The sequence below is a fragment of the Pseudochelatococcus contaminans genome, assembly GCF_014195635.1.
Taxonomy (GTDB): domain Bacteria; phylum Pseudomonadota; class Alphaproteobacteria; order Rhizobiales; family Beijerinckiaceae; genus Pseudochelatococcus; species Pseudochelatococcus contaminans.
The window spans coordinates 170,016-184,047 of sequence record NZ_JACICC010000006.1 but is presented as its reverse complement, the minus strand read 5'-3'; the positions used below and the strand labels follow the sequence as shown (position 1 = coordinate 184,047).

10 protein-coding genes and 1 riboswitch are annotated in these 14,032 nt (G+C 60.7%); of the genes, 2 read left to right on the top strand and 8 right to left on the bottom strand.

Features of this window, described 5'->3' with window-relative positions:
* Positions 1–99 precede the first annotated feature (99 nt).
* From metH to FHS81_RS12900, 5 genes are all read right to left on the bottom strand, one after another.
* Positions 100–3,882 (bottom strand): methionine synthase, encoded by a 3,783-nt coding sequence (gene metH / locus FHS81_RS12920; RefSeq protein ID WP_183753566.1) that lies wholly within the window; start codon positions 3,880–3,882, stop codon positions 100–102.
* A gap of 105 nt (positions 3,883–3,987) precedes the next feature.
* Positions 3,988–4,764, bottom strand: a complete 777-nt coding sequence (locus FHS81_RS12915) for an ATP-binding cassette domain-containing protein (protein ID WP_183753564.1) — start codon at positions 4,762–4,764, stop codon at positions 3,988–3,990.
* Positions 4,761–5,762, bottom strand: coding sequence for an iron chelate uptake ABC transporter family permease subunit (locus FHS81_RS12910; protein ID WP_183753562.1), 1,002 nt, complete (start codon positions 5,760–5,762; stop codon positions 4,761–4,763). The genes FHS81_RS12915 and FHS81_RS12910 overlap by 4 nt, the downstream gene beginning before the upstream one ends.
* Complete coding sequence (locus FHS81_RS12905) at positions 5,759–6,691, bottom strand: ABC transporter substrate-binding protein (protein ID WP_183753560.1); 933 nt, start codon at positions 6,689–6,691, stop codon at positions 5,759–5,761. Before FHS81_RS12905 ends, FHS81_RS12910 begins: the two co-directional genes overlap by 4 nt.
* Positions 6,691–8,586, bottom strand: coding sequence for a TonB-dependent receptor plug domain-containing protein (locus FHS81_RS12900; RefSeq protein WP_183753558.1), 1,896 nt, complete (start codon positions 8,584–8,586; stop codon positions 6,691–6,693). The genes FHS81_RS12905 and FHS81_RS12900 overlap by 1 nt, the downstream gene beginning before the upstream one ends.
* A 182-nt stretch (positions 8,587–8,768) precedes the next feature.
* Positions 8,769–8,971: riboswitch (cobalamin riboswitch) on the bottom strand.
* Positions 8,972–9,078: 107 nt separating this feature from the next.
* Here FHS81_RS12900 and FHS81_RS12895 point away from each other — a divergent pair.
* Positions 9,079–9,669, top strand: a complete 591-nt coding sequence (locus FHS81_RS12895) for a cob(I)yrinic acid a,c-diamide adenosyltransferase (protein ID WP_183753556.1) — start codon at positions 9,079–9,081, stop codon at positions 9,667–9,669.
* 110 nt (positions 9,670–9,779) lie between these two features.
* Positions 9,780–11,105, top strand: a complete 1,326-nt coding sequence (locus FHS81_RS12890; protein WP_246374999.1) for an SAM-dependent methyltransferase — start codon at positions 9,780–9,782, stop codon at positions 11,103–11,105.
* A gap of 65 nt (positions 11,106–11,170) precedes the next feature.
* Here FHS81_RS12890 and FHS81_RS12885 read toward each other — a convergent pair whose 3' ends face one another.
* From FHS81_RS12885 to FHS81_RS12875, 3 genes are all read right to left on the bottom strand, one after another.
* Positions 11,171–12,559: a ferric reductase-like transmembrane domain-containing protein gene (locus FHS81_RS12885; protein ID WP_183753552.1), complete on the bottom strand. Its 1,389-nt coding sequence runs from the start codon at positions 12,557–12,559 to the stop codon at positions 11,171–11,173.
* 101 nt (positions 12,560–12,660) lie between these two features.
* Positions 12,661–13,479, bottom strand: a complete 819-nt coding sequence (locus FHS81_RS12880) for an FTR1 family iron permease (protein WP_183753550.1) — start codon at positions 13,477–13,479, stop codon at positions 12,661–12,663.
* Between the two features lie 133 nt (positions 13,480–13,612).
* Positions 13,613–14,011 (bottom strand): cupredoxin domain-containing protein, encoded by a 399-nt coding sequence (locus FHS81_RS12875; protein ID WP_183753548.1) that lies wholly within the window; start codon positions 14,009–14,011, stop codon positions 13,613–13,615.
* Positions 14,012–14,032 lie beyond the last annotated feature (21 nt).

Below are 14,032 nucleotides of genomic sequence, written 5' to 3'. Positions count from 1 at the left end.
GCTTGCGCGCGGGGTCCTTACGGCGCACAGGCATAAGCAGATCGACGGGAGCCAGATTCGGCGCCCGTCGACTGGATTGCGCAAGAAGGCTTGCCCGGCCTATTCCGCCGCTGCCAGAGCCGCGGACGGCGTATAGTTCAGAACCGGCCCCAGCCAGCGTTCCACATCCGCCAGATCCATGTTTTTGCGCGCTGCGTAATCCGCCACCTGATCGCGCTCCACCTTCCCGACGCCGAAATAGTAGCTCTCGGGATGCGACAGATAAATACCCGAGACGGATGAGCCCGGCCACATGGCCATGCTTTCCGTCAGGCTGACGCCCGTGTTGTTTTCCGCGTCAAGCAGGCGGAACAACGTGACCTTCTCCGTGTGATCGGGCTGCGCAGGATAGCCGGGTGCCGGGCGGATGCCCTGATAAGGCTCGCCGATCAAATTATCCGGGGCGAAAGTCTCTTCCGGCGCATAGCCCCAGAATTCCTTTCGCACTTTCTCGTGCATAAGCTCGGCAAATGCTTCGGCGAAACGGTCTGCAAGCGCCTTGACCATGATGGCGGAGTAATCGTCGTTGGCGCGCTCGAAACGCTCGGCGATAGCGACTTCCTCGATACCCGCCGTGACCACGAAACCGCCGACCCAGTCCGGCTTGCCGCTATCGGCAGGCGCAACGAAATCGGACAGCGCCACGTTGGCCTTGCCATCCCGCTTCGGCAGTTGTTGACGCAGGGTGAAGAGGCTGCCCAGCTCCTGCGTCCTGTCCTCGCCGGTGTAAAGGCGAATATCGTCACCAACGGCATTGGCCGGCCAGAAACCAATCACCGCCCTTGGCGCAAACCACTTTTCAGCGATAATTTTCTCCAGCATCGCCTGCGCATCGCTGAAGAGCTGACGCGCCGCCTCTCCCTGCTGCTCGTCTTCAAGGATCTTGGGATAGCGCCCCTTCAGTTCCCACGTCTGGAAGAAGGGCGTCCAGTCAATATAGCGGGCAAGATCCGCCAGATCCCAGTTGTCGAAAACCTTGACGCCGGAGAAAGCGGGCTTTGGCGGATCATAGGAGTGCCAGTCAATGCGATGCGCGTTCGCCCGGGCTTGCGCCAGCGGCAGCCGACGCTTTTCGCGCTCCGACCGCTCGTGCGCGTCTGCGACCTTCCTGTATTCGGCGCGCAGCGACTCGACATAATCCGGTTTCAGATCCCGCGACAGCAGATGCGACACCACGCCCACAGCGCGGCTGGCGTCCGTGACATACACCGCCTGCCCGCGCTCGTAACGCGGGTGGATCTTCACCGCCGTATGCACGCGGCTTGTGGTTGCCCCGCCGATCAGCAGCGGGATGTCGAACCCCTCGCGCTCCATTTCGGATGCAACATGAACCATCTCGTCGAGCGATGGCGTAATGAGACCGGAGAGGCCGATGATATCGACTTTCTCATCACGAGCGGTCTGAAGGATTTTCGCCGCAGGCACCATGACGCCCAGATCGACGATTTCATAATTGTTGCAGGCCAGGACGACACCGACAATGTTTTTGCCGATGTCGTGGACGTCGCCCTTCACGGTCGCCATCAGAATCTTGCCGGCGCTTTCGTGTTTGCCCCCGCCGCCCGCAAGTTTCTCCTCTTCCATATAGGGCAGCAAAACTGCCACTGCCTGCTTCATGACGCGCGCGGATTTCACAACCTGTGGCAGGAACATCTTTCCGGCCCCGAAAAGGTCGCCGACGACGTTCATGCCCGCCATCAGCGGCCCCTCGATGACATGCAGAGGGCGTTCTGCGTTGAGACGGGCTTCTTCGGTATCCGCCTCGATGAATTCGGTAATGCCGTTGACCAGCGCGTGCTCAAGGCGCTTGTCCACCGGCAACTCGCGCCATGACAGATCCTTTTCACGCACCTGCCCGCCGCCGGTTCCCTTGAAACGCTCGGCGATCTCCAGCAGGCGTTCGGTTGCGGAGCCGCCGGCTTTCGGCTGGCGGTTCAGCACTACATCCTCGCAGGCTTCGCGCAGCTCCGGGTCTATGGCCTCGAACACGGCAAGCTGGCCGGCGTTGACGATGCCCATATCCATGCCGGCCTGAATGGCATGATAGAGAAACACCGCGTGCATGGCCTCGCGAACGGGCTCATTGCCGCGGAAGGAGAAGGACAGGTTCGACACACCGCCCGAAACATGCGCACGGGGCAACGTCGCGGTGATCTCACGCACGGCCTCGATGAAATCGACGCCGTAATTGTCGTGCTCCTCGATGCCGGTGGCGACCGCGAAAATGTTCGGGTCGAAGATGATATCCTCGGGCGCAAAACCGGCCTTTTCTGTGAGCAGCTTGTAAGCGCGGGTGCAGATCTCCACCTTGCGCGCTTGCGTGTCGGCCTGCCCGACCTCATCGAAGGCCATGACGACAATGGCAGCGCCATACATGCGGCAAAGACGAGCCTGGCTCAGAAAAGCCTCTTCGCCCTCCTTCATCGAGATGGAGTTGACGATCGGCTTGCCCTGCACGCATTTCAGGCCAGCCTCGATCACCTCCCACTTGGAGGAATCGATCATCACCGGCACTCTGGCGATGTCCGGCTCGGCGGCGATCAGGTTGAGGTAGTCGATCATCGCCTTTTTGGAGTCAATCAGCCCCTCGTCCATATTGATGTCGATGACCTGCGCACCGCCTTCCACCTGATTGCGCGCGACATCGAGCGCCGCGGCGTAATCGCCCGCCGTGATCAGCTTGCGGAACCTCGCGGAGCCGGTGATGTTGGTGCGCTCGCCGATGTTGACGAAGGGAATGTCTTTGGTCAGCGTGAACGGTTCCAGTCCTGAAAGGCGCATCAGAGGCTGGACCTTGGGAATGTCTCGCGGCGTATGGCGCGCAACGGCCTCGGCGATTGCGGCGATATGTTCGGGGGTCGAGCCGCAGCACCCGCCGACGACATTGACCAGCCCCTCGCGGGCGAACTCTTCCACCTGCCCGGCCATGAAGTCCGGCGTCTCGTCATATTGGCCGAAAGCATTGGGCAGACCGGCGTTGGGATAGGCGCAGATGAACGTATCGGCGACCCCGGACAGTTCCGCCAGATGCGGCCGCATGGCGGCGGCGCCCAGCGCGCAGTTCAGCCCGACCGTGAATGGCTTGATGTGGCGGATGGAATGCCAGAACGCCGTCGGGGTCTGGCCAGAAAGCGTGCGGCCGGAGAGATCCGTGATCGTGCCGGAGATCATCACCGGCAGATGCACGCCTTTTTCCGCGAATATTTCCTCGCAGGCAAAAATCGCGGCCTTGGCGTTGAGGGTGTCAAAGATCGTTTCGATCAGGATGATGTCCGCGCCGCCGTCGATCAGCCCGCGCAGCTGCTCGCCATAAGCAATCCGCAAATCATCAAATGTAACAGCACGATACCCGGGGTTGTTAACATCCGGTGAGATGGATGCCGTGCGGTTGGTCGGCCCGAGAGCGCCGGCCACGAAACGCCGTTTCCCATCCTCCTGCTGCGCCCGATGCAGGGCGCGTTTGGCCAGACGGGCGCCATCGCGGTTCAGTTCGTAGACAAGATCCTCCATGTCATAATCGGCCTGCGCGATGGAGGTTGACGAGAAGGTGTTGGTCTCGACGATATCCGCGCCCGCCTTGGCGTAAGCGTAGTGGATATCCTCGATGGCCTTTGGCTGTGAGAGGATCAGCAGATCGTTGTTACCCTGCTGGTGGCAGGCGCAGCCGATGAAGCGATCGGCGCGGAAATGCTCTTCCTGAAACCCGAGCCCCTGAATCTGAGTGCCCATCGCGCCATCGAGAACGAGTATCCGCTCGCGCGCCGCCTGTTGCAGGGCCGCAAGAATTTCGGAACCATCCGGTTTGGGGGCGACGGGTCCGAAAAGGTCATCGATGAAAGGCATGGGCTGGGTCTTCGTCCTCAAGATGGCGCCTGATGATGCGGACAGTACCCCTATGTTATCGCGCGGACGTTTGCAATCAAGCCGCCATGGACGATTATGATTTGATCACTGCCGGGGAGCGATGAGATCAAGCGGCTGTACGACAAGGCCATGATCGTGTTCGCGCACGTAAGCCTCAACGTGATAGACACTGCGCAGGCGATCGAGCGTCAGCACATCGCGCGGCGGGCCGTCCGCCACGACTGCCCCGGCCTCCATCAGAACAAGCCGCGTGCACCAGCTTGCCGCCAGACCCAGATCGTGGAGACAGGCCACGACACTGCCGCCCTCGCGCGCGATACCGGCAAACGTGCGCATGAGCGTGATCTGATGCTCGGGATCAAGGCCTGCAGTTGGCTCGTCAGCCAGCAGCAATGGTGCATCCTGCGCCAGGGCACGGGCAATCAGCACGCGCGCCTGCTCCCCGCCCGACAGCTCGGTCACCGCCCGCCCGGCAAAGGCTGCCACCCCCATGCGCCGCATTGCCCGTGCCACGGCATCGCGATCCTGCGCACCGGGGCTGGAGAAAGCTGGCAAATGCGGCATGCGGCCTAGCGAGACGACGCGCTCGACCGTCAACGGCCAGTTGACTTCCCGCGCCTGCGGCACGTAAGCGACAACCTTTGCCCGTTCGCGCGCCGAAAGGCCGGTGTTTCCCGCCAGCGCTACAATACCCCTCGATGGAACAAGCCCGAGAGTGGCCCGCATCAGCGTGGTTTTTCCAGCGCCGTTGGGACCGATGAGGCCGACGAACTCGCCTGCATCGACGTTGAGAGAAATGCCGCGCAACACAGGCCGCGCGCCGAGCCGGACATGCAGATCGCGAACATCCAGAAGACTCACGCCGCCATCCTCCTTGCTCGCCAGACCAGCCAGAGGAAGAACGGCGCGCCAACCAAAGCCGTCAAGACGCCGAGCTTGAGATCGCGCTCGGGGGCAATCAGCCGCACGGATATATCTGCCAAAAGCAGGATGGCCGCGCCGCCAAGAGCGCTGGCGGGCAGAAGCCGCGATGGCACGCTGCCCACCAGCGGGCGCAGCAAGTGAGGCACAACAAGGCCGATGAATCCGATGGCGCCCGCAACGGCGGTTGCGGCTCCGACGGATGCCGCCGTGCCCGCGATGGCGAGAAACTGCGTTCGGTGCAAATCGATGCCAAGGCTGGCGGCGGCGTGATCGCCGAGCGTCAGCACATCCAGCGCCCGGCCAGTCAGGGCGAGCATCGCCCAGCCTGCCAGCATGAAGGGTGCTGCGAGGGCCACGTCCTGCATGGAACGGTCTGCGAGTGATCCCATCATCCAGAACACGATTTCAAGCGCAGCGAACGGATTGGGTGACAGGTTGAGCGCCAGCGACGCCATGGCAGCCGAGAAGGCGGAAACCGCGACACCGGCCAGAATAACGGTCAACGTACTGCCGCTACTGCCCGCCATGGCCCGCACCACGATGACGGCGAGAGCCGCACCCGCCAGCGCCGAAAGCGGCAGCGCAAGCGGAAAGGCCAGCGACAGGCCGCTATAAAGGGCCACAACCGCGCCAAGCGAGGCAGAGGCGCTGATGCCGAGCAGGCCGGGTTCCGCCAGCGGATTACGCAGATAACCTTGCAGCACCGCGCCGGACAAACCCAGCGTCGCGCCGATCATCAGGCCAAGAATCGCTCGTGGCAGACGGATCTCGCGCATGATGACGGTCATTTCCGCCGCCTTGCCGGAAAATAGGGCATGCAAGCCCTCGGCAAAGCCAATCGCGGCAGGCCCGACCGTCAGCGACAAGACGAACAGCGCCGCGACCGCAAATCCCAGCGTTGCCAGCACGAGACGATATCGCGCAATCTCACTCACTGTGTTGCCCCGGCAGCATCGCGAAGGATGCGGATAGCCTCAAGCGTGAACGGCGTGCCGCAAGTCCAGTATGCATCCGGAATGCCCACCTGCCTTTCGACGCCAAAAGCGTCATGAAACGCCGGATGGCGGAGATTATCCTGCGCCCGCGCGGGTGCATCGTAGGGCGTGGCGCCGGTGATGACCAGATCAGGTTTAACCGTGAGCAGCACCTCAAGCGGCACGCGTCCGCCCCCTCGAATGCCTTGTTCGGCCAAAGGGTTGGTCAATCCAGCCGCCTGCATCGCTGCATCCGTGAAAGTGCCGGTACCGGCGGCATAACTGTTTGCCGACCACGCCACGGCTGTCTTTCCGGATGCTACGCCATCTGCCGCAGCCAGACCGGTATCGAGGTGGGCGACAAGTTCTGCCGCACGCTCCTCCCGGCCAAGCAGCTTGCCGATACGGACCATCTGCTCGCGGACGTCGGAGAAATCCTTAACAGGTTCAAACAGTTCGACGCGGAAGCCGAGACGCCGCAGCAACTCCACGGTGGCGCGGGCGGTGTAGGTTCCGGCAAGGACAAGATCCGGCTGCATGAGGAAAATCTCCTCGGCGCGTCCATGGTTGATCTTATAGGCCTTCGCAGCCTCGACCATAACGGAGGCGTGCGGGTCCGAAGCCAGATGCGACACCGATAGCAACTGGCCTTCTCCCGCAATCAGCATCGCATATTGGTCTGTGCAAACATTGGTCGAGACCACGCGGGACGGCGCTGCCCCATCTTTCGCCACGGCAACCGCCGGCATCGCCAAGACTGACGCCAGCACGAGCGAACCGGCGCATGCAGCCGCAAACGAAGAACGGCCTGCATGCCCCACACTATTTTTGACTTCAAGCGGATTGCCGCCGATCAGATGACGCCATCCAATCCGCAAGCGCTCCAGCATCAGAACTGCGCCCTTATGCCGACATATCCTGCGATTCCAGGTGAGCCATAGCCAAGAACCGTCTGATAATCCTGATCAAACAGGTTTTCGCCTCGCACGTAAACCTGGGTCGCTTCGTTCAGATTATACGCCACCTTGGCGTTGAACAGCGCGTAGTCGGGAAGCGACACGTTCTTTGCGGGATAGGTGTTAAAGTCGGTGTCGATGGTATCGGCGATGTATTTCAGATCGGCGCTGATGGTCCACTTTTCCGTCGGGCGGGCGGTCGCAGAAAGCACCACGGCGTGGCGCGGGATGCGCAGGCTACGCACGTCACTATCGGTTCTCGAATCCGTGTAGGTGTAGGAACCGCCAAGATCGAGCCAGTTTGTCACGGCGTAGATAAACGACGCCTCCACACCTTGCGACAGCGTATCGCCGGGCACCTGATCGTAGCCCGCGACAGTCCAGTCGATGCGGTCCTTCACCTCAAGCCTGAAATAGGTCGCGCCTACTTTCAACGTCCCGCCGAGCAAGGCCTGCTCAATACCGGCATCGAAGCTGGTGCTGGTTTCAGGTTTCAGCGACGTGTTGCCGTAGTCGGGGTCGTAAAGTTCGTTCAGGCTCGGCGCACGGAAGCCTGTGCCCACGGATGCATGAAAGCGGGTGCCCGTCGCATCGATCAGGTAGGAGCCTGTGCCGCGATAAGTCGTGTGGCCGCCAAATTCAGAGTGCTCGTCGTGCCGCACCCCTGCCGTCAGCACGAGATTGTCCACGGGCTCGACGATGCCCTGTGCCCAGAAGCCAGTCTGATGATTGCTGCCGGCAGACGGCACGGGGTTCCACGACCGGACGCCCTTGGCCTCCTGCCGCTCGTGATCCGCACCATATTGCAGGATAAGCCTTTTGTTGATTTCGAACGAGCCGTTGTAGTCCAGCTTCACGCGCTTGCCGAAATAGTTATCTCTGCTGGGCCGAATATCGCGCTCGACGTGTACCCCCTGAACGGAGAAGGTATTTTTGACCCGGCCATCGAGCAGATCGAGGTTGAAGCCACCCCGGCCGCCTGTCGTCTTGCCGAAATTGCGATTGAACAGATTGTCCGCGCCCGGATCGTCGAAGTCCGCCTTTGCGTCGATATGAAGCGCGGAAGCGAAAACCGAGAACGCATCGTTAAAGCGATGCTCACCGTTGAGGTCGAGCGTTACGTTGCGATAGCCGTCCCGCTCCGGAAAACCCGCAGCCGCCGAAATGCCGTTGGTCCGCAGGCCGGAGATATTGGCCGCCAGCCGCGACGCTTCGGTTGCGGCATCGAACCCATAGCGGCCACGGAAGGTGCCGAAAGACCCACCCTCCGCCTGAATGAGGTGATGGACGCCGGGCTTCCGCTCACCCAGCGTCGACATATCGACCACGCCGGCGATCGCGCTGGAGCCATAAAGCGTGCTCTGCGAGCCTTTCAGCACCTCGATGCGCGAAATGCCGCCGGTCTGAAGATATTCATATTGGGTCTGAACCTGCGGGCTTGAAGCATCGGAAATATCGATGCCGTTATAAAGCGTCTTGATGTAACGCCCCGGCAGACCGCGAATGAACAAGCCCGCCGTCTGTCCCATACCACCCGCCTGGCTGGCGGCGACACCGGGTAACAGAGTGAGATAATCGATGACCGATGGAAACGACTTCGCCTCGATTTCCTCGTTGGTGATCACTTCCACCGTGGAGCCAGTTTTGGCAAGCTCGGTCGGCGTGCGGTTCGCACTGGTCACGAATATGGTGTCAAGAAGAAGGCTGCCACCCTCGTCATCGGCCACTTGCACCGGCGCGGCTTGTCCGCGAGCCGCCTGCTCCTGCGCCCTCACCGTTCCGCTCATACCGAGCCCGATGACGCTCGCGGCGATAATCATGCCCCTCATGGTCGCCCCCAACTTCCGGTCGACAGCGAACCGGAACAGAATTGCACGGTAACCGCGGGCGGAAAGCGAAGCAGAGGAGCGAGAGCTATATCGCATCAGTCTCCGGCGCTGCCCGACATGCGGCACATTCCCTGAATGTCACCGCGACGGACGGCCGTACCGCGATGCGCCCCGCATCGCGACAAGGGTGACTGGAACAGGCAGGTCTCCTGGCTTCCGTGTCAACGCCCGCCCTTTCACCTTCCCGATACGCGTATCAGTGGCACTAGAAAGTCGGCTCGACGGTTACAGTTGCGGGGGCAGCCGCAGCGTTGGCCGGAACCCGGCCGCACTGCGTTCCCATTTTCATCCGCCTCGCGGCAGAACCTGTTCCATTGCAACCTATAATGCGGTTTGATAATGCCCGTCAACGCGCAAACGCACATATGGCAAAGCTGTCAACCGGAGTCTTCCCGGCATGGCGGCGCAGCCAGTCATTTTCGGGAGAACACCATGGGTCATCGCTTATCCAGCATCGTCACGCGCACGGGTGATCAGGGGGAGACAGGGCTTGGCTCGGGTCTGCGGGTCGACAAGGATGCTCCCGTCATCGAAGTTCTGGGCGTCGTCGACGAACTGAATAGCTGGATCGGCGTCGTCATCGCGACAGCAAAATCGGACGGCCTCAAAGAAACGCTGACACTGGTCCAGCACGACCTGTTCGATCTGGGCGCACAACTCAGCGTGCCGGGCACCCCTCTGCTTTCGCCGCCACATGTTGCTCGAATCGAGCAGGCATTCGAGCAGATCAACTCCGGGCTCGACAAACTCAAGGAGTTCATTCTGCCGGGTGGATCTGTTTCGTCGGCGTATTTCCATGTCGCGCGCACGGTGTGCCGGCGGGCCGAGCGGCGTCTGGTCACGCTGCGCAAGCTTGAGCGAGAGAAATCACCCGCCGATGCGCCCGCAGATACTGCCACCGATTATGGAATCATCTACCTCAACCGGCTTTCGGACCTGCTGTTCGTCGCATCCCGTGTGGAAAACCGCGCGGCGGAGCGTGCGGATGTGTCATGGGAGCGGGGTAAAAGCCTTTCATTCTGACCGAAGCAGACTTTTTGTGCGCCGCAGACGTGTTTCGGCCAAGAGACGTGACAAAGACATCTGCAACCCATAAACATCGGCTATCTCGATCTTTCATGCTGGAGAGACCAATGAGCGGTGAAGCGGACAAACAACTCGCGGCGATCAAGCGACTGCTGGCGCATGTGGCCGAGAAGTCCGCCGGGCAGGCCAACCCGACCGATCTCGTCGTACGCCTCTGGAACGGCGAGAGCATACCGCTCAGCGCCGGGGCTAAGGATGATGTCGCCATCGCCATCCGCTCCCCTCGGGCAATCACGCGGCTGGTTCGCTCCCCGCGCCTTCCAACCCTCGTGGACCTGCTGGGGACGGGAGAAATCGATATCGAAGGGGGCAGCCTGTTCGATCTTGCCGCCCGTCGCGGCGCTGCCGGCAAGCGCGTGTGGAAGCAGCTCGATAAAGGGCTTGTGCTCCGTTCCGTGCTGCCATTTCTGTTCGCGCCGAGCAAGCAGGCCAGCGACAGCGCCAGCTTTGCCTATGCGGGCGAGCAGACGGCAAAAGATGCTGAGGGGCGTGACAACAAGGCGCTGGTGCAGTTTCACTACGACGTCTCCAACGCCTTTTATCGCCTGTTTCTCGATCCTGAAATGCAATATTCGTGCGCCTATTTTCCGACATGGGATACGGCCATCGAGGAAGCCCAGCAAGCCAAGCTTCATATGATCTGCAAGAAGCTGCGTCTGCAACCGGGCGAGCGCTTTCTCGACATCGGATGCGGCTGGGGCGGGCTGATTTGCCATGCAGCCCTGCATTACGGCGTGCACGCCCACGGCGTTACCTTGTCTCAGGCGCAGTTCGACCACGTCCGCGAGAAGATCGAGAGCTTGGGACTTGCCGACCGCGTCACGGTAGAACTCAAGGATTATCGCGATCTCGACGGCGAGTTCGATAAGATCGCCTCCATCGGTATGTTCGAGCATGTCGGGCTGGATAATCACTCCGCCTATTTCAGCAAGCTGAACGCCCTCCTCCGCCCACGCGGTCTGCTGCTGAACCATGCCATCACCCGCCCGGCCAAGAAATCGCAGCGCGCGTTCCGCCGCAAGCGCCCGGAATACGCGGCCATCATCGATTACATCTTCCCCGGTGCCGAGCTTGACCACATCGGCGGCACCGTCACGACCATCGAGAGACACGGCTTCGAGGTCCACGATGTCGAAGCATGGCGGGAGCATTACGCCCGCACGACGCGGCTCTGGCACGACAGGCTGGCCGCCAATCGCGCCGCGGCAGTCAAGGAAGTGGGCGAAGCGAAAACGCGGCTCTGGCTGCTTTACCTCGCCGGCGTATCGCTCGGATTCGAGCGCGGCAGCATCGGCATTTTCCAGACATTAGCATCAAAACGCGCCCGCGGCCTCTCCGGCCTGCCACCAACCCGGGCCGATCTCTACGCCTGAAAATCTGATGCCTGTAAGGTGGGCCTGAAGCAAGGCCCACCGAGGGGCGGGCTTTGCCGATCCGTTTAATGGAAGGCAAAACCCTCCGCATAAATATGGTCGCGAGGAACGCCCATAGCGCGCAACTGCGCGATGAAATCGATCAGAAACGGTCCCGGTCCGCATAGCATAACGGCGGTGGAGTGGGCAGGCGTCAGAAAATCCCGGAATTGCTCGGCCTTGATAAACCCTTGATCGGCAGTCACCCACAGATTGTAGTCGATTGTCTCGACGCCAGCAGCAGCCTCCGCCAAGGCAGCATCATAGGGGGCCTGATCCTGCGAGCGGACGACATATGTCAGCGAGATATGGCGGCGCTCATTGTTGGTACCCTCGAATTCAAGAATACCGAGGAAAGGAGCAATGCCTATCCCAGCGCCAATACACAGGACGCGCTCGAAATTCGCTACCGAGTGCAGCGTAAAGCTGCCATACGGACCATACAGCCGAACCTCATGCCCCTTGGGCAGCGTCCGAAGCTTGCGCGTGAAGTCGCCAATCTCCCGGATCGACAGTCTCAGCTCCTGCTTTACAGGAGAGGAAGACAGCGAAAATGGATGCAGATCTCGCGACCAGTGGTTTCCTTCCGCAATCGATATGAAGATGAATTTTCCCGGCGCATAGGACATCCGCTCCGCCCGTGGCGTCATGATAAGATCATAGGCCCCCGGATCGCGTGGAACGACATGGTCAATCTGGTAAACGTAACGCGGACCGGAGCGGCGAAACAGCACGAAGCGATGAAAGAGCGCGGCGATACCGATAAAAGCCAAAAAGCTCATCCAGAGGCGAAAAGGCTCAAACCCGGAAATTGATCCTTCCATGAACAGGGAAATTCCGATCGAGGGAATGAAGAGCACCCCTGTCAGCGCATGAATGGCACGCCATTTCTCATATGCGATCCGCGTGACGTATGCCAGCATGCCGAGAATAATGAAACTATAGGTCGTGACAATAAACGTATCGAAAATCCAGTTATCGCGAAACGGCACAACCAGATCGAGCAGTGGGCGATCTTCGGCAATGTAAAGACAGACCAGCAATAGTACATGGATAACCACAAGGCCGATCGATAACGGGCCGATCACGCGGTGCATGCGCACGGCGCGATCCAGCCCGCCAAACATTGGCTCGACCAATGGGCTGCGTGACGCGGCAAGCAACGTCAGGGCCATCAGAGTCAGTGCCCAGTTGATCGAAAGTTGCACCGGCACACGCCACGGCCACAGCGGCCCGTTGTCACCCACTTCGATTTTCGCGCCAAGCCAGAGAAGCGTGGTTATCGCGAGCGCCACGGAGACGAGTAGCATTCCCGGGTGCAGTGTCAGCACAGATTCGATGAAATCCCGGCGTGGTTCGGGAGGGCTGGCAAGCGCGGTGTTGCTGTTCGATTGACCTGTCGTGTCCGTGGTCACGCTGGACGGCTCCGCTTCTTTTCGGCCCTCTGACAAAACCTCACAAGGGTCGGGGCCGGAGATTTTGTCAGGGGGTTTTTGTCAGGGGTTTTTGCGTGGGTCTAGCTCTTGTGGGACACGGGACGGCGAATGGCCCGCGTCAATACCACCGTGATTACGATGACGCCGATATAAGCGACGAGTTGCAGGCCAGACGGCTGCGCGGTGTACCCAACCAGCGAATGCAGAACACGGCCGACAATGGAATCTTCGGTCAGGATATTGGATGTATCCCACAGCGGATCGGCCCAGACCTCGAAGTAACCGGCGGACTGCAGCAGTCCGATAGACTGCGCCGCCAGACCGGCTGCAAGCAGCGTGATCAACACGGATATCGCGGAAAAGACGTGCTTGAGGGGGATGGCGACGATGCCCAGATAAAGCAGGGCCGATACGGCAGCACCCGCCAGAATACCCAAAAACCCGCCAATGGCGATGGAAGCCGCTGTCGTTCCTCCCGCAGCGACGACGCCATAAAGGAACAGCACAACCTCGAAGCCTTCGCGCAGCACGGCGGCGGCAACCACGATGGCCAGCGCCGTCAAAGGTTTGCGCCCTTCCACGACATCTTTGCCGACGGTCTTGATTTCTTCGGTCAGTTGCCGACCGTGCGTGGACATCCACAAGCCGGTCCATACGAGCATGACAACGGCAACCGCCAGCACGATCGCGTTGAGGATTTCCTGCCCCGTGCCGTCGAACAGATTGGAAATCTGATCGGCAAAGACAGCTATGATGGCCGCGCCGAGAACGCCCGCCAGCACACCGCCGGCAACGTAAAGACCTCGATGGCGGATGCCCCGGCTTGCCGCCAGAACCACGCCGACGATAAGACCGGCCTCCAGAACCTCGCGGAAAACTATGATTAATGCTGCAAGCATGGCGTCGTTAACTCCGCTGGAGCATCATCCCGAAAAACAGATGCTGTTTTTCACCGGCAAGGATGCGCGAAATCAGGAATCCAGAGAGTCGGTTCCGGTGCCGTCGAAACCCGCTCGCTCGGACTTGAAATGTTTATTCTACGATGACCACGCCTTGCGCAGTCGCCGCGTGGAACTCACCCATGAACGGGTATCGTCCGGGCTTGAGACCACGCAGGCGCACTATTCCCTGACTTCCGCCGCCGATCACCTTTTCGATGCGCAAGGCAGTAGAGTCGAACTCATCAGCTGTCGCATCCTGGTTTTTGACCAGAAGCTGAATGGGCGTATCAGGCGGAATACGAATTTCCGACGGCTGGAATACATGATCCTTCAGGATCACCTCGATCTGTCCATCAGCATTGACAGGCGTATAGCCAGTGCTTGCCGCGGCGGCCGGCGGCGGGTTGCTTCCAGCATCCTGCGCGGCGGCGACATGGATGCATGCCATGAAGGACATGGCCGCCACGAGGCCGGCGAGCGTCCTGGGCACAGAAGCCGATAATGTACGAAA

What these genes read in the sequence shown, in the direction of transcription:
- FHS81_RS12890 (WP_246374999.1), top strand. Translation starts at nt 9,780, where the DNA reads ATGAGCGGTGAAGCGGACAAACAACTCGCGGCGATCAAGCGACTGCTG.
- FHS81_RS12895 (WP_183753556.1), top strand. Translation starts at nt 9,079, where the DNA reads ATGGGTCATCGCTTATCCAGCATCGTCACGCGCACGGGTGATCAGGGG.
- metH (WP_183753566.1), bottom strand. Translation starts at nt 3,882, where the DNA reads ATGCCTTTCATCGATGACCTTTTCGGACCCGTCGCCCCCAAACCGGAT.
- FHS81_RS12905 (WP_183753560.1), bottom strand. Translation starts at nt 6,691, where the DNA reads ATGCTGGAGCGCTTGCGGATTGGATGGCGTCATCTGATCGGCGGCAAT.
- FHS81_RS12880 (WP_183753550.1), bottom strand. Translation starts at nt 13,479, where the DNA reads ATGCTTGCAGCATTAATCATAGTTTTCCGCGAGGTTCTGGAGGCCGGT.
- FHS81_RS12900 (WP_183753558.1), bottom strand. Translation starts at nt 8,586, where the DNA reads ATGAGGGGCATGATTATCGCCGCGAGCGTCATCGGGCTCGGTATGAGC.